The 22,219-nt window shown below is 62.4% G+C and carries 26 protein-coding genes and 2 tRNA genes; 11 read left to right on the forward strand and 17 right to left on the reverse strand.

Features of this window, described 5'->3' with window-relative positions; all coding sequences use genetic code 11:
- Positions 1 to 2 precede the first annotated feature (2 nt).
- Entirely contained in the window at positions 3 to 1,664 is a 1,662-nt protein-coding gene (gene gpmI, locus CWE16_RS10190) for a 2,3-bisphosphoglycerate-independent phosphoglycerate mutase (protein WP_131595172.1), read from the reverse strand.
- A gap of 80 nt (positions 1,665 to 1,744) precedes the next feature.
- On the opposite strand from gpmI, the gene pyrR reads away from it, so the two are divergent.
- The gene (pyrR, locus tag CWE16_RS10195; protein ID WP_236629686.1) at positions 1,745 to 2,311 is read left to right on the forward strand and encodes a bifunctional pyr operon transcriptional regulator/uracil phosphoribosyltransferase PyrR; all 567 of its coding nucleotides are present in this window, start codon (positions 1,745 to 1,747) and stop codon (positions 2,309 to 2,311) included.
- 10 nt (positions 2,312 to 2,321) lie between these two features.
- Here pyrR and CWE16_RS10200 read toward each other — a convergent pair whose 3' ends face one another.
- The 3 genes from CWE16_RS10200 to CWE16_RS10210 all read right to left on the reverse strand — a co-directional run bounded on the left by CWE16_RS10200 (position 2,322) and on the right by CWE16_RS10210 (position 5,198).
- Complete coding sequence (locus CWE16_RS10200) at positions 2,322 to 2,543, reverse strand: ferredoxin-thioredoxin reductase variable chain (protein ID WP_131595174.1); 222 nt, start codon at positions 2,541 to 2,543, stop codon at positions 2,322 to 2,324.
- Positions 2,544 to 2,597: 54 nt separating this feature from the next.
- On the reverse strand, positions 2,598 to 3,440 hold the full coding sequence (locus tag CWE16_RS10205; RefSeq protein WP_131595176.1) for a hypothetical protein: 843 nt from the start codon (positions 3,438 to 3,440) through the stop codon (positions 2,598 to 2,600).
- Between the two features lie 93 nt (positions 3,441 to 3,533).
- Positions 3,534 to 5,198: an Hsp70 family protein gene (locus CWE16_RS10210; RefSeq protein WP_131595178.1), complete on the reverse strand. Its 1,665-nt coding sequence runs from the start codon at positions 5,196 to 5,198 to the stop codon at positions 3,534 to 3,536.
- Positions 5,199 to 5,237: 39 nt separating this feature from the next.
- Between CWE16_RS10210 and CWE16_RS10215 the strand changes: the two genes are divergently transcribed.
- The 4 genes from CWE16_RS10215 (at position 5,238) to CWE16_RS10230 (ending at position 6,768) form a co-directional block, all read left to right on the forward strand.
- The gene (locus CWE16_RS10215; RefSeq protein WP_131456890.1) at positions 5,238 to 5,522 is read left to right on the forward strand and encodes a hypothetical protein; all 285 of its coding nucleotides are present in this window, start codon (positions 5,238 to 5,240) and stop codon (positions 5,520 to 5,522) included.
- A gap of 26 nt (positions 5,523 to 5,548) precedes the next feature.
- A complete protein-coding gene (locus CWE16_RS10220; RefSeq protein ID WP_131456892.1) occupies positions 5,549 to 5,776 on the forward strand; it encodes a DNA-directed RNA polymerase subunit omega in 228 nt (75 codons plus the stop codon).
- Positions 5,773 to 6,153, forward strand: coding sequence for a DUF1818 family protein (locus CWE16_RS10225; RefSeq protein WP_131595180.1), 381 nt, complete (start codon positions 5,773 to 5,775; stop codon positions 6,151 to 6,153). Before CWE16_RS10220 ends, CWE16_RS10225 begins: the two co-directional genes overlap by 4 nt.
- Before the next feature lie 348 nt (positions 6,154 to 6,501).
- Positions 6,502 to 6,768, forward strand: a complete 267-nt coding sequence (locus CWE16_RS10230; protein ID WP_201737995.1) for a DUF2811 domain-containing protein — start codon at positions 6,502 to 6,504, stop codon at positions 6,766 to 6,768.
- Here the strand turns inward: CWE16_RS10230 and CWE16_RS10235 are convergent.
- The 8 genes from CWE16_RS10235 to CWE16_RS10270 form a co-directional block, all read right to left on the reverse strand.
- Positions 6,756 to 7,505 carry a hypothetical protein gene (locus CWE16_RS10235; RefSeq protein WP_131595182.1) on the reverse strand — a complete coding sequence of 250 codons (750 nt, stop codon included), beginning with the start codon at positions 7,503 to 7,505 and terminating at the stop codon, positions 6,756 to 6,758. The genes CWE16_RS10230 and CWE16_RS10235 overlap by 13 nt on opposite strands.
- A complete protein-coding gene (locus CWE16_RS10240) occupies positions 7,489 to 7,935 on the reverse strand; it encodes an EVE domain-containing protein (RefSeq protein WP_131595184.1) in 447 nt (148 codons plus the stop codon). Before CWE16_RS10240 ends, CWE16_RS10235 begins: the two co-directional genes overlap by 17 nt.
- Before the next feature lie 42 nt (positions 7,936 to 7,977).
- Positions 7,978 to 9,378: a UDP-N-acetylmuramoyl-L-alanine--D-glutamate ligase gene (murD, locus tag CWE16_RS10245; protein ID WP_131595186.1), complete on the reverse strand. Its 1,401-nt coding sequence runs from the start codon at positions 9,376 to 9,378 to the stop codon at positions 7,978 to 7,980.
- A gap of 28 nt (positions 9,379 to 9,406) precedes the next feature.
- Positions 9,407 to 9,478 (reverse strand) — tRNA-Val (locus CWE16_RS10250).
- 88 nt (positions 9,479 to 9,566) lie between these two features.
- On the reverse strand, positions 9,567 to 10,367 hold the full coding sequence (locus CWE16_RS10255) for a photosystem II S4 domain protein (RefSeq protein WP_201737992.1): 801 nt from the start codon (positions 10,365 to 10,367) through the stop codon (positions 9,567 to 9,569).
- Entirely contained in the window at positions 10,367 to 10,918 is a 552-nt protein-coding gene (locus CWE16_RS10260) for a hypothetical protein (protein ID WP_131595190.1), read from the reverse strand. Before CWE16_RS10260 ends, CWE16_RS10255 begins: the two co-directional genes overlap by 1 nt.
- A 65-nt stretch (positions 10,919 to 10,983) precedes the next feature.
- A complete protein-coding gene (locus tag CWE16_RS10265) occupies positions 10,984 to 11,223 on the reverse strand; it encodes a DUF2839 domain-containing protein (protein WP_131456908.1) in 240 nt (79 codons plus the stop codon).
- Between the two features lie 60 nt (positions 11,224 to 11,283).
- Complete coding sequence (locus CWE16_RS10270; RefSeq protein WP_131595192.1) at positions 11,284 to 12,732, reverse strand: helicase; 1,449 nt, start codon at positions 12,730 to 12,732, stop codon at positions 11,284 to 11,286.
- Positions 12,733 to 12,814: 82 nt separating this feature from the next.
- Between CWE16_RS10270 and CWE16_RS10275 the strand changes: the two genes are divergently transcribed.
- Complete coding sequence (locus CWE16_RS10275) at positions 12,815 to 13,714, forward strand: prephenate/arogenate dehydrogenase (RefSeq protein WP_131595328.1); 900 nt, start codon at positions 12,815 to 12,817, stop codon at positions 13,712 to 13,714.
- Here the strand turns inward: CWE16_RS10275 and crtD are convergent.
- The gene (gene crtD, locus CWE16_RS10280) at positions 13,704 to 15,227 is read right to left on the reverse strand and encodes a C-3',4' desaturase CrtD (protein WP_131595194.1); all 1,524 of its coding nucleotides are present in this window, start codon (positions 15,225 to 15,227) and stop codon (positions 13,704 to 13,706) included. The genes CWE16_RS10275 and crtD overlap by 11 nt on opposite strands.
- Positions 15,228 to 15,262: 35 nt before the next feature.
- On the opposite strand from crtD, the gene CWE16_RS10285 reads away from it, so the two are divergent.
- Complete coding sequence (locus tag CWE16_RS10285) at positions 15,263 to 16,147, forward strand: fructosamine kinase family protein (protein WP_131595196.1); 885 nt, start codon at positions 15,263 to 15,265, stop codon at positions 16,145 to 16,147.
- Between the two features lie 4 nt (positions 16,148 to 16,151).
- On the opposite strand, the gene CWE16_RS10290 is transcribed toward CWE16_RS10285, so the two are convergent.
- Positions 16,152 to 16,538: a CAAD domain-containing protein gene (locus tag CWE16_RS10290; protein WP_131456916.1), complete on the reverse strand. Its 387-nt coding sequence runs from the start codon at positions 16,536 to 16,538 to the stop codon at positions 16,152 to 16,154.
- Positions 16,539 to 16,558: 20 nt separating this feature from the next.
- On the opposite strand from CWE16_RS10290, the gene CWE16_RS10295 reads away from it, so the two are divergent.
- Both CWE16_RS10295 and moeB read left to right on the forward strand, forming a co-directional pair.
- The gene (locus CWE16_RS10295; protein WP_131595198.1) at positions 16,559 to 17,065 is read left to right on the forward strand and encodes a M67 family metallopeptidase; all 507 of its coding nucleotides are present in this window, start codon (positions 16,559 to 16,561) and stop codon (positions 17,063 to 17,065) included.
- A 4-nt stretch (positions 17,066 to 17,069) separates the two neighbouring features.
- Positions 17,070 to 18,233, forward strand: a complete 1,164-nt coding sequence (gene moeB, locus CWE16_RS10300; RefSeq protein WP_131595200.1) for a molybdopterin-synthase adenylyltransferase MoeB — start codon at positions 17,070 to 17,072, stop codon at positions 18,231 to 18,233.
- Between the two features lie 6 nt (positions 18,234 to 18,239).
- Here moeB and CWE16_RS10305 read toward each other — a convergent pair whose 3' ends face one another.
- Positions 18,240 to 19,400, reverse strand: a complete 1,161-nt coding sequence (locus CWE16_RS10305) for a cob(I)yrinic acid a,c-diamide adenosyltransferase (protein ID WP_131456922.1) — start codon at positions 19,398 to 19,400, stop codon at positions 18,240 to 18,242.
- 86 nt (positions 19,401 to 19,486) lie between these two features.
- Between CWE16_RS10305 and larE the strand changes: the two genes are divergently transcribed.
- Entirely contained in the window at positions 19,487 to 20,329 is an 843-nt protein-coding gene (gene larE, locus CWE16_RS10310; RefSeq protein ID WP_236629687.1) for an ATP-dependent sacrificial sulfur transferase LarE, read from the forward strand.
- 106 nt (positions 20,330 to 20,435) lie between these two features.
- Here larE and speD read toward each other — a convergent pair whose 3' ends face one another.
- Both speD and recF read right to left on the reverse strand, forming a co-directional pair.
- The gene (gene speD / locus CWE16_RS10315; RefSeq protein ID WP_131456924.1) at positions 20,436 to 20,918 is read right to left on the reverse strand and encodes an adenosylmethionine decarboxylase; all 483 of its coding nucleotides are present in this window, start codon (positions 20,916 to 20,918) and stop codon (positions 20,436 to 20,438) included.
- Between the two features lie 30 nt (positions 20,919 to 20,948).
- Positions 20,949 to 22,040, reverse strand: coding sequence for a DNA replication/repair protein RecF (recF, locus tag CWE16_RS10320; protein WP_236629700.1), 1,092 nt, complete (start codon positions 22,038 to 22,040; stop codon positions 20,949 to 20,951).
- A 103-nt stretch (positions 22,041 to 22,143) separates the two neighbouring features.
- Between recF and CWE16_RS10325 the strand changes: the two genes are divergently transcribed.
- Positions 22,144 to 22,217, forward strand: a tRNA-Arg gene (locus CWE16_RS10325).
- The last annotated feature ends 2 nt before the right edge of the window (positions 22,218 to 22,219 follow it).

Genomic DNA, 22,219 nt, shown 5'->3' on the forward strand with positions numbered 1-22,219 from the left:
AGTCAGACGGGTTGGGGCAGACGGGCGCTCAGAGTCGGCGCATCAATCGATTCAATCAGGCTGCAGCCTGACATCACCTCAGGTTTGGGGAGATCGAGAAGTTGAAGCAAGGTTGGTGCGATGTCAGCGAGCCCGCCGTTGTCTCGGAGGCGCAGGGCATTGCCAAGGCCAGGGACCTTGCGCTTCTCTCCCTCCACGAGGATCACGGGCACCGGGTTGGTGGTGTGGGCGGTCCAAGCTTGACCATCGGGACCTTGCATCACTTCTGCATTGCCATGGTCGGCTGTGATCAGAAGCGTGCCTCCCATGCGTCCGACGGCATCGAGCAGGCGACCGATGCAATGGTCGACCTCCTGGATCGCTTCGGTGGTGGCCCCCATCACACCGGTGTGGCCAACCATGTCGGGATTGGCGTAATTAATCACCACCAGCGAATACACGCCACGTTCGATCGCTTCGATGCAACTGTCCGTGAGGGTGGCAGCGGCCATCGCCGGCGCTTGGTCGTACGTGGCGACGCGTGGCGAGGGCACCAGGTGGCGGTCCTCTCCTGAAAGGGGTTGCTCAATGCCACCGTTCATGAAGTAGGTGACATGTGGATATTTTTCGGTTTCAGCCGTGCGGTACTGGCGCAGTCCGTGATCGGCGACCACCTGGCCGAGTAGCTGATCGAGCGACTCGGGAGGGAAGGCCACCATCACGGGAAGATCCGCTTCGTATTGCGTGAAGGTGACGATCTTCAACCTGGGGCGTTGGGCGCGCTCAAAACCCTCAAAGGCATTGACGCACAGGGATTGAACAATCTGCCGAGCGCGGTCGGGGCGGAAGTTGAACATCACAAGCCCGTCGCCGTCGTTGAAGAAGCTGGGGGTGAGACGCACCGGTTCGAGGAACTCGTCGGTGGTTCCCTGGGCGTAGCTCGCGGCCAGGGCCTCCGAGGCTGTCATGCCGCTGATCTCGATCGCGGGATCCGTGAGCAGGGAGTAGGCCTTGCTGGTTCGCTCCCAGCGATGGTCTCGGTCCATGGCCCAATAGCGGCCGCAGAGGCTGGCGATCTCACCAACACCGGACAGGAGGATGGCGCTCTCGACGGCCTCGATGAATTGGGGGGCACTCTGGGTGGGGGTGTCCCTGCCATCTGTGATGGCGTGAATCGCCACCTTGCTCAGGCCTTCGGAGGCTGCCCAGCTCAAGAGCCCGCAGAGATGATCCACATGACTGTGGACGCCGCCGTCGGAGCAGAGGCCAAGTAGGTGGAGGGTGCCGTTGCTGTTGCGCAGCTCCGCAGCTAGCTCCCGGAGAGCGGATCGTTCCCCGAGCTTTTCGTTGCGGACGGTTTCGCTGATCCGAACGAGTTCCTGGCGGATGATCCGGCCTGCTCCGATGGTGAGGTGCCCCACTTCGGAATTGCCCATCTGCTCGTCCGGGAGTCCCACATGGGCTCCGCTGGCTTGGATCAGTGCGTGCGGGTAGGCATGCCAAAGGGCATCCATCACCGGCGTCTCGGCGGAGACAATGGCGTTGTGCTCTTTCCCTTCGCGGTGTCCCCAGCCGTCAAGAATGGCGAGAACGACCGGTGCGACGGCACCGGATCGCTGGAAGCTCTCATCACTGCTGTTCGGCACGCTCTCTCCGCAACGTTCAGTTCTTAAGGGCTTCTCCATATTCAAGTTACCTCCAAGGGCTGCGGTTCGACCCAGTTGGTGTTCGGTCGGTCAGCTTTCGACCATCCGGCCGCCATAAAATGAGACCCGCTGAGCGCTTGGCTATGGGCGGTTCTGCCGATGCCGGAAGGATTGAGATCCTCTCGGCCCAGGAGCTGGCAAGGACCCTCGCCAGACTTGCTTCGCAGGTGCTGGAGACCGTTGACAGCACGGATGACCTGGTTTTGTTGGGCATTCCCACACGCGGCGTGCAGCTCGCCCGAGTTCTCGCCCGCCAGCTTGAGGATCTCTCCGGCCGAACAGTTGCTCAAGGAACGCTTGACCCCACCTTTCATCGCGATGATCTCGAGCGGGTGGGAATGCGGTTTGGACAAGCCACGGACCTCCCCATGGGCGTTGAGGAGCGGGTTGTGGTGCTTGTAGACGATGTGATCTTTACCGGTCGCACCGTGAGGGCGGCCTTGGAGGCGATTCAGGCCTGGGGCCGTCCGCGTCGGGTTCTGCTTCTGGTGATGGTGGATCGTGGTCACCGTGAGCTCCCGATCCAGCCTGATTTTTGCGGACGCGTTGTGCCAACCCGACGCACGGAAACGATCGAGCTGCGCTTGATGGATCTTGACGGTGAGGAGGGGGTGTACCTGCGCTGAAGGGTTCCCTTCAGCTCACCGCGGTGAGCTCATCACCGCGGAAGTGGGTCTTGTAACGGCCAAAGGCGACGATGACCGGCAGGGTGGGACTGATCGGCCGACCTTTCCAGTCATCCAGCACGTTGACCACTTCCCCTTCACTTCCCTGGAGATCGAAGGCTTCACCACGATGTTCGGGATGGTTAAACACCACGACGTTGGCTGAGACCGTTACCTTGTCGCCCGCTTGCATGAGCCACGTCGTTGCTGGGGCGCATTGTGTCATGCGCCTGAGCGCTCCGACGCATTACCTTCTGCGGCACAGGCTTTCGGGCCCCTCTTCCTCAACGCTGCCGCCAACATCGGCGCAGCCGGCTAGGAAAGCTTTCCAGGGTTCCAATCCCATTCGGATGCGTTGTTGAACAGCAGCATCCAGCTCCGACTCAGGAACGGTATGGGCCGGTAGGTCGCCATGACTGTGATGGTCCTCCCGGTCCCTCAGCGCATCGATCGAGGCTTCCACCGCCTGTCGCTCAGGCAGAGCTTTCCTCTGCCACCAGGGGTGGTCGAGCTGGTTGAGAACGGACAAGGCTTCCCACCAGCGCTTGCGCTCTACAAGCTCAATCAGCCGTTCGTGATTCAGTCGGTTGCGATTCCAGGTCTCCCGGAGGTTGTCACTCAGGCGGGTGCCGGGACGGCCATCCCCCTGCTCCACAGGGGTGAGCTTGCTGATCGCCCCCTCCAGATCGCCTTGACGAAAAAGCGTCAACGCTTGATTACGGAGTTGATCCCGCCACACCATTAGCCGCTGCTGATCCTCTTGCCGATCACCTGGAGTGCCGACACCAGAGTTCACGAGCTGCTCTTGAAGGCGAAGGGCGTCCGCCAACTGTCCAAGCTCCCAGAGTCTTTGTGCCTGCTGGCGGCGACAGTAGGCCTGCTCTAGGGGTGCCTTCTGGCCCAGCCAGCGCAGAGCCGCCAGTTGTTCGCCGTAGCGCAGGCAGGCGTCGAGATCACCGCGACGGGCCGCCTCCCGAAGACGCAGGGGAAGCTGCTGTTCCCAGAGGTAGGCCGCGCCGCAGAGCAGGGCAACGCCGCCCAGGGTCAAGCCGAGCCAGTAACGGGGAAGGGTGTGGCGACGAAGCGCCAAAGCAGGGCCGCAGGTGCTTGATCGTTCTATGAAGAAGCCAGGCCAATCCATGCCGTTTGTGGACGGTGTCGAAGGCGCATAACGCGCTGCTGCTTAGCGAACCGTCCCCAGTTGACGAGGTTGCAGCTTCAGGCCGCTGCGCAGGTCTTCTCCCTCCACGAGCAGAACGCACTGAGCATCGATGGAGAAACGCAGGCGCAGGCAGTCCTGACCAGCCTTCCCCGCGGGCTCGAGGGGTAGGTGCGGGGAGGGGGCGCTCCATGGGCGCACCGTGGCGGTTGCGCTGCCCTGCTGCAGGGTTGGCAAGCCGTTCACGTAAACCACGTCATGCCGGCCGATGGCCTCTGGTTCCCCGAGCACCAGCTCCAGTTGACCTTGACCCTCGCATCCGGCAGCCAGGACGAGCTCAAGCGGACTCCGGGTCGGCCAGGTCTGACCGGCGACGAATAAGGGGTGCCAGTGATGGCTTTGACTGCGGCGGTCCCAGCAACGCAGCGACACCCCCCTCTGAAGAACGTCCCTGACCTGCACGCCAGGGGTGAGAGAAAGGGCTCCGGAAGCCACGGCCACAACAGGAGGTGGTGTCAGCAGGCGGACTGGTGCAGTTCTCTGCCGCAGCCAGTCCAGCAGCAGGGGGAGTCGTGCCCCACCGCCGACCGCCATCACCCCATCGAGATCCTCGAGAGGGCAGCCGTGTCGCCGTCCTCCTGCGAGCGTCTGCTCCAAAAGATCATCGAGAGCCTTCAGCAGGCCCCGTTCTTGGATCAGCGACTCGAGCTGCAATCGCGTCAGGCGAAGCTCCTGCTGGCGCCCTTCATTGCTGAGGGTCGCGATCTCGCTGAGGGGCAGGTCGGCGGGATGGTTGCAGTCGCTGAGCCGGCATTTCAGGCGTTCGGCAGCATTGAGCAGAGGGGCGATCGCAGGATCGTCCTTCTGGAACTTCCCTGGGGCCAGGTGGTCAACGATCCAGCGATCCAGATCCCGTCCTCCGAGAGCTAGACCGGCCTTCCCCAGCACCTTGGCGCAGCGCAAGGACTGGCGACTGCTGGCCAGGTCCCTGCCGCGGAAGCGCAAGAGCTGGGCGAGAGGTGCCGCACGCCCTTCCCCTCCCTCAAGAGCGACGAGTGCCATGTCAATCGTGCTCCCCCCCACGTCCACCACCAGCAGGCGAGAGCCTGGCGCCATCCCGGCCCCCAGGGCCGCTGCGGTGGGCTCATCCACCAGGGCGATTTCATCAACCGGTAGCTGGCTGCAGGCTCTCAGAAGCCAGGTTCGGTAGCCCCGGTAGTGCTCCACCGGGGCCGTGACTACGAGCCGTCCGACCCTCAACCCAATGGGCAGCCTCCGCCAGATCTCTCGAAGCAGCCACTCACCGGCGGAGTCCGCAGACATTGGTTCGCCTAAGGGCTCGTCGTTGGACTGATCGGAGTACTCATCCGCTGGATCCAGCTCAGGACCAGCGATGAGGCGCTTGAAATCTCTCAGTAATCCTGGAGACTGGCCGTCGGCAAGACCACTGTCGAGCACCTGCCGGCCCACAAGAGGATTGGGGTCATCGGCGCTGCGAGCCCAGATCAGGCTCGGTATCTCCCCTGGATGGCGAGTGATGGGTGGGAGGTCGAGCAGGTTCGGGGTGGTGCCGCCATCCAACTGAAAGGCGACCACGGTGGTGGTGCTTCCCAGGTCGATCGCCAGCGTTCCAGTCCACTCTGAAACCTGAAGGTTTTCTTCGTCCGCCGGGGGTCGGTCCGCTGCCATGGGCAGGTTGGAAGAACGATGAGACTAAGGGGTATCAGGATGGATCGCTTGCAGCGGTTGGTGATGTCCTTCTACAGGGAGGACCCTGTGCTGGAGCAGCGGCTGGAACCTCTGCGGGCCAGCAGGATGTCGCGCAGCTGGGGAAGTATTCGGATCGAATGCGTTGACGCGGCGCATCTTGAGGAGATCAGCGCATTGCTGGAGATGCTGCGACAGCCCCTCGCCGCCATGGGGCTGGGGCGTCAGATTGTTTTGCGAGTTCCTGGCAGCCTGCAGCGCACCTATCCGATGCATGTGCCGTTCCACAGCGACATGCTCACTTAGAGTGATGAATTGTTGTCAGGTCAATCGTGATCGGTGCCGGTTTGAGCTCTCAGGATCTGGCCAAGCGCGGTGAAAGTCTGATCCGCCAATCAAGCAATCGCTATCTCACGACCGTTCGGATTGCGTTCCGGGCCAAACAGCGTCGTTTTGACGACTTCGACGGGCTGCTTGAGGAGTCCAGCGTCAAGCCGGTGCAGAGGGCCATCATCGAGCTGAGTGATGAGCAGGATCAGCCTGACTTGCTCCCTGGATGATTCAGCAGGAAGGGCCTGGCTGGCGCCTGGCCCACGATCCCACTCGTCTCCGTTATCCCGTGTTGATTGGAGGGGAGGCTTGGGCATTTGAGCTAACCGAATTGGAGTGGCAGGGCCTGGTGGCCTTGGTTTCGGAGCTCACCAATCAGCATCAGGCGCTGGTGGATCAGCTGCTTGAAGAAGAGGCGATCACGCTGGAAATGGAGAGAGCGCCCTGGTGGGGCTGTCTGGAGGGCCATCGGGATCGATGGGCGCTGCAGGTTCTGCTTGAGGCTGACGCGACCGGCGGAAGGGGCGTGGAAGGCCATTGGCCTGCGCCGGCTGCTCAGGCTGTGACGGCGGCGATGAGAACGATCTGGGATTCAGGCTCGAGATAAGTTCTTCTGATCATTTGAGCGAAGGGGGCTTCCTCCACCGCCCTTGGCCCGCATTGAACAGTTTTTCCACAGGCTCTCTCCTGTTGCGACCTGCTCTCGCGGAGTTTGTGGAAAACCCGATGAATCGGGTTGATCCCTCTTGACGTTGGTTGCCTTGGTTGTGATGGGCCTTTTCAGGCGGCATCGCTTCTCCTGAAAGGGCTTGATAGCTAGAGTCTCATGGGGAGAAGGGGTGGGAAGGCTGGCTGAGGCTGCCCTTGACGTGGTCCTCGTGGTGTGGAGAACTGGTGGTCGATCGGTGATTCAGAGATGCAGCCAGAAGCAGCGCAACTGATGCAGTCAGAGCTCATGAGCCCCTCAGGTTGTGGATCATCTGCATCCGATGCCTCTGGAGTCATGGACGCTGCACTGGTCAGTTTTCAGGCTGAATTGCCCCTGCCTCTGCAGGAGGCCATGACCCGCTTCATCGAGAGTTATCCCAACTGGGATCAGTACCGTCTCGTTCAGGCGGCCCTTGCCGGCTTTCTGGTTCAGAACGGCGTCGAGTCAAGGGCGATTACGCGCCTGTATGTCGGCAACATGTTCAGGCGTCAGTCGCTGCTTCAGCAGATTTGAGTGCGGCAGCTGGCCATCAGCACGAGGGCGCTGAGGGGAAGGCTGAATAACAGCCCAAGGCAGGCACCCATGAGCCCCAAGGCATTGAGACCGAGCAGGAGGCCGATCAGGGCAAGAATCTTCAGGCGGTTCGCCTGAACAATGCGGCGGCTGTGGTCCATGGCTGCAAGGGGGCGATGGTGATGGTGCACGAGCAGCGGCAGTGCTAACACCTGTCCCATTCCCCAGAGGGCTGTGGCCAGGCTTCCCAGCAGCACACTGGCTCCCGCCAGGACAGGGCTCTGACCAAGCAAGAGCCAACTGATCAGTCGAATGCTGCTGAAAGCGCCGATGAAGATCAGTGCTTCGATCGTCAGCAGCGCCAGTCCCTGACGCCATAGCCAGAGGAGCCGAGGGTGGTGGTCAGGCCTAGCGATCCTGCAGGGTGACCTCTCACTGGATGCGGCTGGTAGAAGCTGATCCGCCAAGTCGAGGAGAGCCATCAGTGGCCCTATCGGCAGTAAAAGGCTGGCTGCTACCAGCAGATCCCCAAGGGCGACGATGAGCGGCAGGTCGCTAGTCCGCAAATCGCTGGCGAGCACACCTGGCCCGACGGCAGCCAAGAGTGTCAGCGCTGAAAGCCCCAGGGAATGCCAGGGGGCCTGGCTGAAGCCGATCCAGGCCCTGGGCAGCAAGGTGGCCAGGGGAAGAACCTCACATCCTGGGGAAGGGAGGACGGTCTCAGTGGAGCGTTCCAAGGCGGCTCAGCAGATCGGTGGCGATCGGATCCGCTACAGGCAGGATCGACAATCGATTGCCGCGGCGTACGACCGTGAGCTGCTCTTCGTTGTAGGTCTCCCTCAGGGCGTCGAGGCTCAGCAGCTCGGCAAACACTCCCACATAGCGGAGCCGCACGCAGTCCCAGCGAGGAGCCTCCTGTTTGGACGCCGGGTCGTAGTACTTGGAGCTGGGATCGAACTGGGTCGGATCGGTGAGACCGGTTTCAACCACCTCCATCAGGCCAACAATGCCCGGAGGTTTGCAATTGGAGTGATAAAAAAAGGCTTGATCGCCGATGTTCATGCTGCGCATGAAATTACGGGCTTGATAATTGCGGATCCCGTCCCAAAGGGTCTCCCGCTCGCGTGCCAAGTCCTGGATTCCATAGACGTCAGGCTCGCTTTTCATCAGCCAGTACGCCAAAGGGGTCACCGCATGCTCTCAGGAAGATTAGGGGGAGAGACGGGCGCTGATCAGGGTGCGGAAATGATCGCCACGCGCTTCAAAGTCGCGGTATTGATCGAAACTGGCGCATGCCGGGGACAGCAACAGGCTTGCGGCCTTCTGTCGGCGTCCGAGTTCGATCGCCAGCGGCACCGCTGTATTCAGATCAAGGGTGCTCTCCACCACCCCTGAGTAATCACTGCTCTTCAGCAGACTCTTTAGCTCTTCGGCTCCACGGCCATAAAGCACGGCTGCGCAGGCGTGCTCCTGCATCAAGCGCAGCCATTCCCTGGCATCTCCTTGTTTGGTCTGCCCGCCTGCAAGCACCACAATCGGGCCCGGTACGGAGCGCAGGGCGACGACGGCAGCGTCGTAGTTGGTGGCCTTGCTGTCGTTGAACACGTCCATGCCCTCGAGCAGCCCAAGCCGCTCGAGGCGGTGGGGAACCCCAGGGAAGCTGCGCAGTCCGGCCTCAATCGTGCCCGGATCGAGTCCCACTTCCAAGGCAGCGGCCGTGACCATGAGCATGTTCTGACGGTTGTGGGCCCCTGGCATCGCCAGCGCTGAGGCGGGAAACAAGGGGCCTGAGGGGGCTTGCACTGTGCCGTTCTCATCACACCAGAGGTCAGCAGGTTCGGCGCCCTCACCAGGCCCTGCAGCACTGATCCAGATGCCATGGCTCCAGGAGGCGCGATGGGCCAGAAGGTCGGGATCATCGGCATTGAAAATCCGCACCTGAGAGCGTTCCAGCAAACTCCGTTTGATGGAGCGGTAAGCCTCTAGGGTCCCGTGGCGCTCGAGATGGTCGGGCGTGAGCGTCGTCCAGATGCCGATCCGGGGAGCGACCGTGGCCGCCGCTTCGATCTGATAACTGCTCATTTCCATCACGACCCAGTCAGGGCAAGGCAGCTGCTCGCTTTGGAGCAAAAGGGCGAGTTCAGCGGCCGAGTTCCCAACGTTGCCTGCCATCGGTGCCGTCAGGCCGCCATGGCTCAGCACGTGCTGCAGCAGCTGGGTCACAGTTGTCTTGCCGTTGGTGCCGGTGATCCCGATCCAGGGGGCCATCTGCAGGGCATGCCAGGCCACAGCCATCTCGCCAAGCACGGAGACACCGTGAGAGCGGAGCTGATTGAGGGTCGGGTGATCCCAAGCGATTCCAGGGCTCACGACCACGGCAGCAAGGCCGTCATCGGGGGAGGCTGCGTTGAGCCAGGGCGTGAAGCTCTCGGGCGTCAGGGGACGCCCAAGCTGCACGTCAATCCCTTCGGCCCGTAGGAGTTGCGCCTTCTCCTCCTGGCTGGCTCCCTGATCCCGCTCCAGCACCGTGACAGCGAGTCCCTGAGCCCTGAGCAGACGCGCGGCTCCGACCCCTGAGCGCCCCAGCCCCACCACAACGGTGCGCGCCATTCCTGTGTCCTGTCTCCGTTGAGAAAAGTGGGCGATACTGGAATCGAACCAGTGACTCCTACCGTGTCAAGGTAGTGCTCTACCTCTGAGCTAATCGCCCTCTCGACGCATCAAGCATTTGCGTGAGGCGTAGCAGCGGGTCGTTCCGCTGAGAGAGTGAACCTAGCAGCCGGAGCGATCCGTTCCCCTCAGCGTCGCTCCATGTCGACGCGCCAGCGATCACGTTTGGTCAGAGTCAGCGAGAGCACCTCCACGCTTCCCCTGTCCTGGAGCTGTAGGCAATCGCCCACCTGTAGATCGCGGCTTGCCTGGCGAACGGGCTCCCAGTTCAGCCGGAGCTTTCCTGCGCGAATCTGCTGGCTGACCTTGGAGCGTGAAAGCCCGAACCCTGCAGAGGCGATCGCATCGAGTCGGCAGGAGGCTTCAACGCTGCTTAGGCGTTTGACCGCGCGCAGGGCGGGAAGTTGAAGGGCTTCCGGCGCCATCGACTCGCAGAGGATCTCCACATCGCGCACCACCCCTCGCCGCCCATCAAGCAAGGCTGCCCCCTCGGGGGTACAGAGCAGTTGAGCCCCCCGATCTCCGCGGATCCAGATATCCCCGAGCATCCCCTCCTCAACGCCCATCCCTTCCAGAGCTAAGTGAATGTCAGCCGGAGAGAGGGGGTCAAACAGAAAGTTGCCTTCCACTGATAGGCCGTGGATCGGCCCATCCGTCGCGAGGGATGGGCTGCTCGTCTCTGCGGGCTCTCCGCCGCTGCGCTGGCAGCGCAGGCGACAGCGCTCCGCGGCTGGGTAGCCCCCTTCCCGATCCCAGCACAGCTCAGTCAAGGACGAGAATCGGGCGAGCGCTTCGTTCTGGAGGGGGGCAGAAAGGAAGGGACTCCAGCCTGGCTGCCAGGTGCGCAACACCTCATCGGCTAGATCGAGAAGTGGCTCCAGTTCGGCCCTATGGCGACTGCCCTGCAGGAGTGGTTCGCGGGGCAACATCAGAGCTCGCTCAGGCGCACCACCTGGATCGGACGAGCACTCTGCAGGAGCTGCCAGGGGGGCTCGATACCCGTTGGGGTCTCCAGTAAAAGAAGCCAGCGTTTCTCCTGATGGCGATTGCGAAGGATGCGCACCCCGTCTTCATTGTCGGAGGGCACGCTCGCGGCGGCGGCGTAGCTACCCATCAGGCCGGAGCCCATCCCCAGGAGGCCGCCGATCATCGGTTGCGCCCAGGGGCCGAGGGCGGAGAAGGTTTCCAGCGTGGTGATCTGGGTAAAGGTGAGCCCAGCTAGAAAGCCAAAGGGCATCAGCCAGCGGGCCATGCCCCGTTGGCGTCGTTGCCGCGCCAGGTTGGGGTTGAGCAGCTCTACCCGATCGATGCGTTCGCACTGGAGTCCGGTGGCCCCATCTCCTTCGTCTGGCAACTCCCCGTCCCCACCTTCCGGCGGTACCAGCACGCTTTGAAGCAGCGGTAGGGCCTGGGCTTTGAGCTTGGTTTGCAGAGACGCCGCGTCACTCCAGTCTTTCAGTACCAGCACGCAGACGGGCATGTCTCACCTTTGACTGGCCTCGATTGTCGCCTGTCTACTGCTGCGCTGTCTTTGTAACAAGTGGATCAAGGCATATCGGCCAGGGTCCACCAGCCTGCAGCGGGTCCGATGAAGCGCACCACCACCCAGAACACCACCAGGGCACCAATCCCAATCCAGGCACCGCGGGTGGTGATCGATACGAACTGATTGGTTTGCTGTTTGGTGAGGGGCAGCCAAGGTGCTACCCGCTCTTGGTCTGCAGGGTTTGCGCGAGGCTGGCGGGGCGGCAGGCCCTGGCTGGCGCGGCGTCGGGCTTCTCCCATGCAAAGGCGGTTGGTTCTTGGGCGAGCCTAAGTGGGCTCACGCAGGCTTGATTGCGTTTTTTAGTCAGGCAGGAGCCGGTGTAAGGGGGTCCACGGTTGCAGGGCCTGAAACACCTGTTCGCCCCAGCTTCGACCCCGCAGTCGTCCGTCCAGCACTGCAAGACGACCGCCGCTGCGGCGAAGCGGAGCAATCGCCGGGGCCATCAGGCTGAGGGCTTCTGGAAGCAGAAGTTCCCTGAACCAGTCCCGCCCCTGCTGCTTGAGAGCTTCCACCCGGGCTGCCGTTAGGGGGCTTTCCAGGCTGGCGATCGGTAGCAGTGCCACGATCAGCTGGTCGGGAGCCGGCAGCTGCGATTGATGCGTCAGCCACCACTCCCAGGAGCAGCAGATCACACCATTGGCTTCCGGGGCGGTCGCCTGCTCCAGGACGCGGCTGCCGAATTCTCCCGCCAGTTCGCTGGTGAGACGCTGGCGCATCCGTGGGTCATTGAGGAGCACGATCGTCATCCCGGCGCGTCCGAGAATCAGTCGTCGGGACTGTTCGAGCAGGTGTTGTGCGTACACCTCGGTGTTCGGCAGCGGTTGTCGGCGGGGTGCAAAAAGAGGGACCGGCTCCAGAAGCGACGGCTCGCGCAGATGCACATCAACCTCGGCTTGGAAGCCGGCACTGCGTAATTCCGCCTGCAAAGGTCCGCTGTTCCCATTGCTGCTGAGAAGCAGGATTGGATGGTCCTTCAACAGGGCATGCAGCTGGTTCAGGGGCTCCAGGGCCTGGAGGTGCCAGCTCCATTGCAGCAGGCGGTGGTCAAGCTGAGCCCAGCTGGCCCAATGCTGCGGATCGGCCGCCAGGACGCGTGCCCATGGTGCTGGCAGTGGTTGAAGAAGGCTCAGCAGGTCGCGCAGGCTTTGGAGCTGACAGCTCTGCAAGCGCACGCTGGCATCACTGTGGGTCGCCTGGCCAAACAGTTGGCGACTGAGGCGTTCATACAGCTCCAGCAATGCTCCGTCGGCACAGGGCTGAGCCCGACGAAGACTTTCCCAGTCCGACGCCGTTACGGTCAGAGCCATCGCCCGTCGAAGTCTTTGGCTGAGCTGATCAGCCTCAGGGATGATCAAAAGATGGTGGGCCGGTAGGAGGCCGAGTCGTTGGGCCTCGACCAGCTCTTGGGTATTGAGCAACCAGAGCTGATCGCCCTGCGGTGCCTCTAGTCCCTGCCAACAGGGCAGCTGCAAACCCTCCGCTTGCAGCCTCGGGCGCTCCACCTGGAGTAGACGCTGGCGCTGCTGGTCCTCAAGGACCAGCACGCAGTGGCGGCTCTGAAGACAGAGGGGAACCAGGAGCCCAAGCCACCATTGATCCTGGCTGCAGGGGCTGAGTTGAATGAGGGCGTGATCCCGACGCCGTAGCCCTCGGGCGATCAGGCGACTCAGAGTCAGGTGATGCGGCCACGCCGAGCGCTCCTGCAGCAGCAGTTGCTTGAGTTGCTGATGGGCGTGTGCTTCCAGCATCAAAGGAGCCTAGGCAGAGCTCTGAATCGAGATGGTTCAGGCTGATCTCTCGATCAACATGGGGACATCGACAGTCCCTGAGATGCAGCAGCAGCTGGTTTGCCCCCCCCAAGTCCCTGGCAGGGTGGGCATTGTTGGCCTGGGGCTGATCGGCGGATCGCTCGCCTTGGATCTCCAGGCCCTTGGTTGTGAGGTGCTCGGCCTCTGCCATCGTCAAGAGACGCTCGAGCGGGCCCTGGAGCGGGGACTTGCCCAACGGGTGAGTACGAACCCAGCCGATCTGGCCCGCTGCGAGCTGGTGATCCTTGCCCTTCCAATTGAACGCTTGCTCGACCCTGATCCCGCTCTGGTGGCGGCCTTACCGAAGCAGGCCGTGATCACGGATGTGGGGTCGGTCAAGACGCCGGTGCTGGAGGCCTGGCGTGCCCGCCATCCCCGTTTCATCGCCTGCCATCCGATGGCGGGCACGGCTGAGGCGGGTGTTGAGGCAGGTGTGCGCGATCTCTTCCGCGGACGTCCCTGGGTGGCCACACCTGACGCGTCCAGTGATCCCGAAGCGCTGGCCATGGTGGAAGGAATGGCACGCGCCCTCGGTAGCCACTGGCTGACAGCGGATCCAGAGCGTCACGATCAGGCCGTCGCACTCATTTCCCATGTGCCGGTGCTTGTGAGTGCGGCCCTTTTGCGAGCTGTGGGGACGGAGCGTGATCCAGCGGTGCGGGCGCTCGCCTGTCAGTTGGCCTCCAGCGGGTTCGCCGACACAACGCGCGTGGGGGCAGGCAATCCGGTCCTTGGCACGGCGATGGCCTCTCGTAACACCGCTGCGGTGCTGAGAGGTCTGGCTGCCTATCGCTGGAGCCTCGAGCAATTGGAGGAGGCGATCCTGGAGGGGAACTGGCCACAGCTGGAGCGTGAACTGGAGCAGACACGGTCGCTCAGGCCTGCATTTCTGACTGCACACGATGAGCTCATTAATCCTTGAGCTTCAGTGGTCGCCCCCGTTGGGCTGTGAGTTGACGACAGGCCATCAGGGCAGAGAGGGTCACCCCAGCGGTGCCCTCTCCTGGATGGATCGAATCGCCACATAGCCACAGATTGGCCAGCGGGGTGCGGCTGGCCAGTCCGAAGGGGCCGAAGCGGCGCGGGCTCTGACCAAGCCCTCCGACAATCCCATTCGGACGTCCCGTCCAGTGGGCGAACGATCGGGGAGTGGCCAGTTCCTGATGACGCCAGGCCTCGGGAGAGAAGCCGAGCCACTGTTCCAGGGTGTGGCTGATCGCTTCCTGGCAGCCCCGCTTGTGGGCTTTGTAGTCGGCCTCGGGCCTCTGGCACCAAATCCCTGGGTCTGTGAACACGCTGGCGATCAAGGTGGCTTCCCCTATCGGGGCGCGACCATCGCCTTCCTGGCTCACTGATACAAAGAGCGATCCGGGCGACTCTCCGTCGCGCTGTAGATGGCCTGGGCAATCCGCTGGTAAGGCGTCTCGGCGCACGGCCCCGTAAAGCACCAAGGCACCACTGGGGGCATCCAGTTGCATCAGTTGCCTGCGATAGCCCAGTGGCATGGCCTTCGCACCCTCGTCTTCCCTGATCAGGGTCGGCAGGCACTGGGGCGGCAGGCTGCACACCACATCGGCGGCACTGAAGCTGGAAGGGCTTCCGTCGCGGCATTCGGTTTGGACTCGCCAGCCTGAACCTTTGCGATGTCTTGTCAGTCGTGTGACCCGTTGCCGAAGCCGTAGGCAGCCCCGATCTCTTTGAAAGGCCGATGCCAAGCGATCGCTGAGGACCTGCATGGAGCCATGGAGATGCCAGAGCCCTTGAGGGTTCTGAGCCATCTGCAGCACGGTCGCTCCGTAGAGAGCAGCAGTGCGCTCCACTGGCTCCTGGGAGTAGAGCCGCAGCTGGAGGTCAAGAAAGCGGCGCAGGCGTTGGTCCTCAGAGCAGCCGCTGATGCGCAGGAGATCGCCCACGGTGAGCAGGCTTAAGGGGGCGCTGGCCATGGTTGCTGGGCCCAAGGCTCCAAGGGTCTGGAGCAGATCCCAGCCAGAGCGGATCGGAAGAACGGGGTCTCGGCCGGCAAAGGCCCAGTTGCTCTGATGCAGCTGGCTGCAAAGAGACCAGAAGCGGTCGCTACCAGGGAACTGGCGCTGACGTTCGGCCTTCCAGCGCTCCGGGTCACGCCAGAGCCGAATCGGATCGGAGCCGTCGGCCAGGTCGACCACACAGCCGGGATCTAGCGGAACCGCCTCCGGTGGTTCGAGATTCAGATGCTTGAAAATGCGTGCATGGCTGCCGCCTGGCTCCAGCCCTGCCACCTGGGTGGCACCGACGTCAAAGGTGTACGGGCCACGGCGGAAGGTTCCTGCACAGCCACCCAGCTGATGGTGGGCTTCCAGCAGCGTGACCTGCAAACCATGGCGTGCCAGAAGCGCCGCCGCTGTGAGACCGGCGATGCCACCGCCGATCACAATCACATCCTGCTGTTCCTCCATCGCGGCATGCTGGCAAGCCGGGAGCAGAGGTGCGGATGCAGGAGGAGCTAGCTCGATTGGTGAGGGGGATGGGGCCCCATGCGGGGGGCGTGGATCTGGAGCTCTGTCAGCCGGTGGGTGGTGGATGCAGTCAGCAGGCTTGGCGGTTGCAGCTCAGCGATGGTCGCCAGCTGTTCGCCAAGGGAGGGGATCCAGTCATGCTTGAGGCTGAACGGCTTGGCCTGCAGGCCCTGCGCCGCTGGAGCGATCCCCTCGATCTGCTGGTGCCCGAGGTCCTTGCGCTCCTCCATGGTCAATCCAACCGTGCTTGGCTGTTGCTGCCCTGGCTGGATCAGGGCGTTGGCGATCAGCGTCGGCTCGGGCGTGGCCTAGCCCGTCTGCATCGGGCTTCCGCAGCGCAAGGGCCTGATCGCTTTGGCTGGGAGAGCGACGCCTACATCGGTCTGGGTCCTCAACCAGGAGGATGGCGACAGTCCTGGGGCGAGGCCTTCGTTGATTTGCGTCTACGCCCTCAAATGGAGCTCGCCAGGAGCTGGGGGCTGGAGATAGCTCCACTGGAGTCGCTCTTGCACGGTTGGATCCAACGGCTTGATCGGCACGGGGCGAAGCCGGCACTGGTCCATGGCGACCTTTGGAGCGGCAATGCCTCCGTGCTGGGAGATGGGCGGGGACTACTGATTGATCCAGCCTGTTGGTGGGCGGATCGTGAGGTGGACTTGGCGATGACCCACCTGTTCGGAGGCTTTTCAAGACGTTTCTACGAGGCTTACCAACAGGAGTGGCCTTTGCCTGACCTGGCCTCTGAACGGGTTGAGATCTACAACCTCTATCACTTGCTCAACCATGCCAACCTCTTCGGAGGGGCCTACCGGCAGCAGTGCCGGCAGACCCTTCAACGGCTCGAAGGCATCGATGGCTGAAGTGTCAGCCTAGATATTCCTTGCGCAGGGTCTGTACCCGGGTGATCAGGGCCTGGCGCTTGTCGCTGGTGGTGAGATTTTTCCAGCTCCACTGACCGACCACAACCACGCCGAGCAGTTCCAGCAGGCCGGGCACCACGGGCAGAAGATTGATGGTGTCGAGAATGCCTTTGATCAGGATTTGGGCAACGATCACAGCAGCGAAGATGCCGACCACCTTGCCGATGCGACCAGCTTGGCTCCAATCCACCTGATCAAGGGTGGAATTGATTTTGCCCAGCACCTCGCCATAACGCTCAGTGAAGTTGAAGCTATCGCCGCCGTTGGCCGTCTCGCTGCTGGTGTCGGTGCTGGCGCTCGCGTCCTTCACCGCGGTGCTGTCCTCGCTCATGAACCTTTGACGGATGGAAAATGTGGTTTGAGCGTATCGGTCAGCTCACCGAATGGCCAGAACGGGTGTGCCTCGGTTGGGATTGCCTGATCGTTCTGCGTTCCAGCCTGCGGGCAGCGTTGCCGAATGAGGGCTGTGCACTCTTGCTGGGCACTGCCCATTCGGTGAACCCCAGAACGTGGTGGGTGCAGCAGATCTGGCCTTGCTGCAATGTCTGGCGGCCGGGGCTGGAGGCCCTGCCTGAGCTCCCGGAGGCTGTCCCGACCCGTCGCAACCGCTTTGCCCTCGACCCTAGAGAGCAGTTGCATGCCCAGCGCTGGGCTCGAGAGCGTGGGCTTCAGGTGCTTGGTACGGCCCACTCGCATCCAGGGGGGCAGCCGAGGCCATCGGATCAGGATCAGCGTTGGATGGTGCAGCCGGGTTTGATGCTGATCATGGGCAAGGATGCTCGAGTTGAGGCCTGGTGGATCGCTGCCGGAGCGGCCACCCGTCTGCCCCTCGTTCACACTCATGGGAACGACGGCTGATCCCATGCCCAATCACGACGTCGGCCATCCCGAACTGAGTGATGAGGAGCGGTCCAGGTATGCACGCCACCTCGCACTGCCAGAGGTGGGACTGGAGGGCCAGCTGCGCCTGAAGCGGGCCTCGGTTCTGTGCGTGGGCAGTGGTGGCCTGGGCTCGCCTCTCTTGCTCTATCTCGCTGCTGCCGGGGTGGGCCGAATCGGCATTGTCGATTTTGATCGGGTGGAAGCCTCGAATCTGCAGCGCCAGGTGATTCACGGCAGCGCCAGCATCGGGCACTCGAAAACTCGCTCGGCGGCGGCCCGGGTTCGGGATCTCAATCCCCATGTGCAGGTGGAAGAGCACGACACCATGCTCTGCTCCGACAATGCCCTGGACGTTGTGCGTGCCTATGACCTGGTCTGCGATGGCACTGACAATTTCCCCAGTCGCTACTTGGTGAATGACGCCTGCGTCCTCCTGGGAAAACCCTGCATCTATGGGTCGGTCCAGGGGTTCTCAGGTCAGGTGAGCGTTTTCAATCGCACGGCAGAAAGCCCGAACTATCGCGATCTTGTGCCGGAACCACCGCCCCCTGGTCTCGTTCCCTCCTGCGCTGCTGGTGGCGTTGTTGGCGTGATGCCTGGACTGATTGGTCTGATTCAGGCCACTGAGGTCATCAAACTGATTACAGGAATCGGCGATCCGCTGGATGGTCGCCTGCTGTTGGTGGACGGTCTGGCCATGCGCTTTCGGGAGCTGCGTCTCGCCCCAGCTCCTTCGCGACAGCCGATCACCGGCCTGATTGACTACCAAGCGTTCTGCGGCACCACTGGCGTCGCCTTTGCCCAGGAGGAGCAGGTGGAAAGCATTTCCGTGCAAGAGCTCAAAGCGTTGCTCGATTCCGGAGCTGATCTGCTTCTGATCGACGTCCGCAATCAGGCGGAGGTGGAGGTTGCGGCGATCCCAGGGGCTGAGCTGTTTCCCCTTGCAACGATTGAAAGCGGCGAAGCCTTCGGGGCGATCCGAGAGCGGGCGGGCGATCGACCGATCTATGTGCATTGCAAGCTGGGCGGTCGTTCCGCTAAGGCGGTGACAGCGCTGAGCCAGCAAGGAATTGTTGCCATCAATGTTGATGGAGGAATTGATGCTTGGTCCCAACAGATCGATCCTGCTGTTCCCCGTTACTGAGGTCTCTTAGTAATCCACGCCGCGTTTGAGATCAACGCCCTGTTCGGCGTAATGCTTGTGGCACACCATCTCGGAATGAACGCTGGCCAGATCGAAATAGGCCGGAGGATTTTTGCAGCGTCCGGTGATGATGACCTCCGTTTCCGCAGGCTTGCGCAGCAGGGTCTGCACGATTGGCTCCACTGGTAATAACTCCAGATCGACGCTCGGATTGAGTTCATCGAGGATCACAGTTTTGTAGAGCCCGCTGGAGATAGCGGCACGGGCGATTTCCCAGGCCCGCTCTGCTTCCACGTAGTCGATCGGTTGCTGTTGGCCCCGCCAAACAATGGCATCGCGCCCGGAGCGCAGATGGTCCACAAGATGGGGATAACTCTCACGTAGAGCGGCGATTGCCGCGTCCTCGGTGTAACCGCTGCCCCCCTTGAGCCATTGGAGGATCAGCACCCTGTGGCTCTTGTCCTGACTGATGCCTCGGCCGATTGCCTGTAGGGCCTTTCCAAGGGCGCTGGTGGATTTGCCTTTTCCCTCGCCTGTGTAGATCTCGATCCCCCCTTGGGGTTCAATCGTGATCACGTTGCCGTCCGTGGGCGCCGGCCGCCGATGGGCACGCATCTCGGAGTGGAGATCAGCGATTTGCACAAGCTGGCGCGGAGCCGCCCGGCCGGTGACGATGATTTCCATGCCCTCCGGGCGCTCCCTCAGACTGCGCATGACATCGTCGATGTCAAGCAGGCCCAGCTCGAGCACGGGGTTGAGTTCATCAAGCACCACCACGGAGTAAAGGGCACTCGCGATCGCTCCTTTGGCAATATCCCAGCCGCGCTGTGCTTCCTGACGATCGAAACGGGTGACCTCATCAGCCCCGAAGTAGTCGCCCCGACCGGTACGCACCTGGTCGATGAGATGGGGGAAGCCCTGCTGCAACGCTTCGATTGCCGCATCTTCGTCGTAGGCCCGACCAGGCCCTTTTAGGAAACGCAGCAGTAACACCCGGGTGCGGCGCTGCTCGCAGATGCCCAGGCCAATGGTGCGAAGCACCACACCAAGAGCGGCCTGGCTCTTGCCCTTTCCCTCTCCGTCATAGACGTGCAGCTGTCCATGGCTGCGCTCTTGACTGTCAGCGGCCGTGACGATGCCGATGGCTGGCCTTCGATTCCCTGCCATGGCGTGTCGGATAGCCCTTGGAGCTTACCCAGGGTGACCAGCTTGCCGCCCTAGCCTGATCCCAACGATTGGCATCACTGAAACGAGTGGATCAGACGCTCACACTGTCTGCTGATGAGCGCAGCAAGCTTGAGGAGCTGCGCCAGTGGATGCGGCGTCATGAGCGCCTTTGCGTGGCCTACTCCGGAGGTGTTGACAGCACCCTCGTGGCGGCGATCGCCTTCGAACAGCTTGGTTCCATGGCTCTGGCGATTACAGGGGTTTCCCCGGCCCTGGCCCCCCATTTGCGCGCTGAGGCCAGGCAGCAGGCCGTTTGGGTGGGAATCGAGCACCGGGAGGTGCAAACCGCAGAGCTGGATGATCCCGCTTATTCCAGTAATCCCCAAGACCGCTGCTTCGCCTGCAAGCGAGAACTGCATCGCCATCTAGGTCTCATCGCCGCGGCAGCCGGGGCTGCCCAGGTGGTGGATGGGGTCAATCATGACGATCTTGGGGATCACAGACCAGGAATCGATGCGGCGCGTCTGGCCGGCGTGCGTTCCCCGCTGGCGGAATTGGCCATCGACAAGTTGATGGTGCGCAGCCTCTCCCGTGTTCTTGGTTTCCCCTGGTGGAATAAGCCAGCCCAGCCCTGCTTGGCCTCCCGCTTTCCCTACGGCGATCCGATTGCCGCGGCGCGTCTGCGTCGGGTCGGGGCGGCCGAGGAGTGGTTGCGCCATCAGGGATTCCCGGAGGTGCGCGTGCGTAGCCATGGCCAGGCGGCCAGGGTGGAAGTGCCTGTGGACCGAATCGCTTCCTTGGTGGAGCCTCAGCTGCGCAGCGCCCTCGTGGAGGCACTGATGGGCTTGGGCTTCACATCGGTCAGTCTCGATCTAGAGGGGTTGGTCAGCGGCAAGCTCAACCGCGATCGGTCCCAAAGTCGCGATTAAAGCCCTTTGGAATGGACTCGTTGTCTGATCCGTGATGGATCAATGCCATCAGCCTTTCAGAGGCGACCTTCGCAAGGCACCTCTGATTCATGGGGCTGACTTTGATTCAGGCCGCTGAAAGACTCGGCGTCCGTTCGCTATCGACCAAGGCTGCCGGGGTCTCCCGCAGGAAACTGCGAAGGGCATGGCGACCTGCCTTGAGCTCCTTGCGGAGAACGTCGCAAGCCCGTTCAGGCATGGTGTGATCACCACACGTGAAGACATCGATAGCGGCGTAGCCACTTTCGGGCCAGGTGTGGATGGAAATGTGAGATTCAGCCAGGAGAGCTAGCCCCGTCACGCCCTGTGGTTCGAACCGATGGGTGATCAGGTTGAGGAGTGTGGCACCAGCACGTTTCGCTGCTGTCGTGATGGTGGTCCTCAGAAAGGCTTCGTCGTCGAGCTTGCTGGTGTCGCAGTCGTAAAGCTCGAGAATGCAGTGTTTGCCCACCATGTCGGTGGCACTGGGTGTGGTGGAACTGTCGGCTGGCGAGGAATCGGCGCCGCCCCATCCCGGGTTGGGATGCAGGCAAGACAGGGTCTGCTCCATCAGGGCTTCAAAAGAAAACAGCTCTCAACCTTACCTCAGGTTCCCGTTGGATGCCAGATATTCAGCCTCGACGATCTGGGCGTTCTGATGCCATTGCCCTTCAAAGGCATCGAGATGCGTGGCGCTCACCAGGCACTGGTGGGAGGTCCCGACCGCTTCAAGGAGAGCCAGCTGGCGTACAGGATCCAATTCAGCCAAGACATCATCCAGCAGCAGGAGTGGTGGCTCCCCCCACAGCTCCCCTACCAGCTGCAGCTCCGCCAGCTTGAGGGCTAGCACCAAGGTGCGCTGCTGCCCTGCGCTGGCGAAGCGACGCGCTGAGGTGCCGTTCAGAAGGAGATCGATTTCGTCGCGGTGGGGGCCAACCCTGCAGGAGCCAAGGCGTGCTTCCTCTAGCCGTTGGATCCGTAGCTGGTGCTGAATCGCTTCCCGCCAGGGTTCCTCCGCCTCCTCTCCCTCCAGCTCGCTGCCGGGCCGGTAGTTCAGCTCAAGGCTTTCGTGGTTGTCGCTCAGGCGTCTCTGCCAGGCAGCGGCTAGAGGTTGGAGTCGGCTTAGGGCCCGGCGGCGCCGGCGATGAATCCTGGTGCTCACCAGGGCCATCTGTTCATCGAAGGCATCGAGCAAGGGATCGAATGCAGGTCCTTCACGGTGCTGTCTCCAGAGCTGGGCTCGCTGGCGCAGGAGGCGCCCATAGCGACTGTTCAACTCGCTGTAGATCGGCTCAAGCTGCAGCACCACCCTGTCGAGCCACTGTCGGCGAAGCGCCGGTTCCCCTCGCACTAAATGGAGATCCAACGCACTGAAGCCGACGCAGCGCAGGGGGCCGATCAGATCCAGTTGACGTTCCAGCACCTTGCCGTTGCGGCGGGCCTGGCGACCACCTCGCCGGCGCAGCTCGAGCTCCAGCTGGTCCTGGTCTGGCGTGATGGCTCGCAGCAGAGCCCTGGGCTGATCCCACTGAACCAGATCCTGATCCTGGCTGGAGCGATGGGAGCGCAGGCTGCCGAGTAGTTCAACCGCTTCCAGCAGGTTGGATTTTCCGATCCCGTTGCTGCCGATGACGAGCAAGCGGGGTGATTCGATCTCCAGCTGCAGATGGCTGTAGTTGCGGAAACCCTGCAGTTCGAGCCGGTGAAGCCGAATCGGTCCGGGTGCGACGTGTCGCTAAGGTAATCGGATCGGGGAGGTCTGCGGATCCACCCCCTGCAGCGGTGTTTGCCGTTGTGGGCATGTAGCTCAGTTGGATAGAGCATCAGATTCCGGTTCTGAGGGTCGGGGGTTCGAGTCCCTCCATGCTCGTG

Origin of the sequence: Synechococcus sp. BS55D (genome assembly GCF_004332415.1) — a bacterium.
Classification (GTDB): domain Bacteria; phylum Cyanobacteriota; class Cyanobacteriia; order PCC-6307; family Cyanobiaceae; genus Synechococcus_C.